Origin of the sequence: Cobetia sp. SIMBA_158 (assembly GCF_046566945.1) — a bacterium.
Classification (GTDB): Bacteria; Pseudomonadota; Gammaproteobacteria; order Pseudomonadales; family Halomonadaceae; genus Cobetia; species Cobetia amphilecti.
Genome location: NZ_JAWJYL010000197.1, coordinates 1 through 299, shown reverse-complemented (window position 1 = coordinate 299; position 299 = coordinate 1). Strand labels below are relative to the sequence as shown.

Genomic DNA, 299 nt, shown 5'->3' with positions numbered 1-299 from the left:
CTCAACGTTATTTATTTTATAATCACCGACATCATGCACGTCTAACCCCAGCCAATGCCCAAGGCCATGCATGTAATAGTCTTTACAGGCTTGTTGCGCCATTAATTCATCAAAGTCGCCAGTTAAAATACCTAAGTCAAGTAAGCCTTGCGTTAGTACTTCCATTGCTAATTTATTAGCGTGGGACAGATAACCACCGGGTTTAATTTCTTCAAAGGCAGCCAGTTGTGCGTTAAGAACAATATTATAAAGCGCGGCTTGTTCTTCACTAAACTGGCCATTTACCGGAAATGTACGTG

1 protein-coding gene is annotated in these 299 nt (G+C 41.5%); it reads right to left on the bottom strand.

All coding sequences use genetic code 11. The features are described from left to right. Positions 1 to 299 (bottom strand): M24 family metallopeptidase (locus R2R70_RS19615; protein ID WP_410978839.1); only part of this gene is annotated, 299 nt, incomplete at both ends.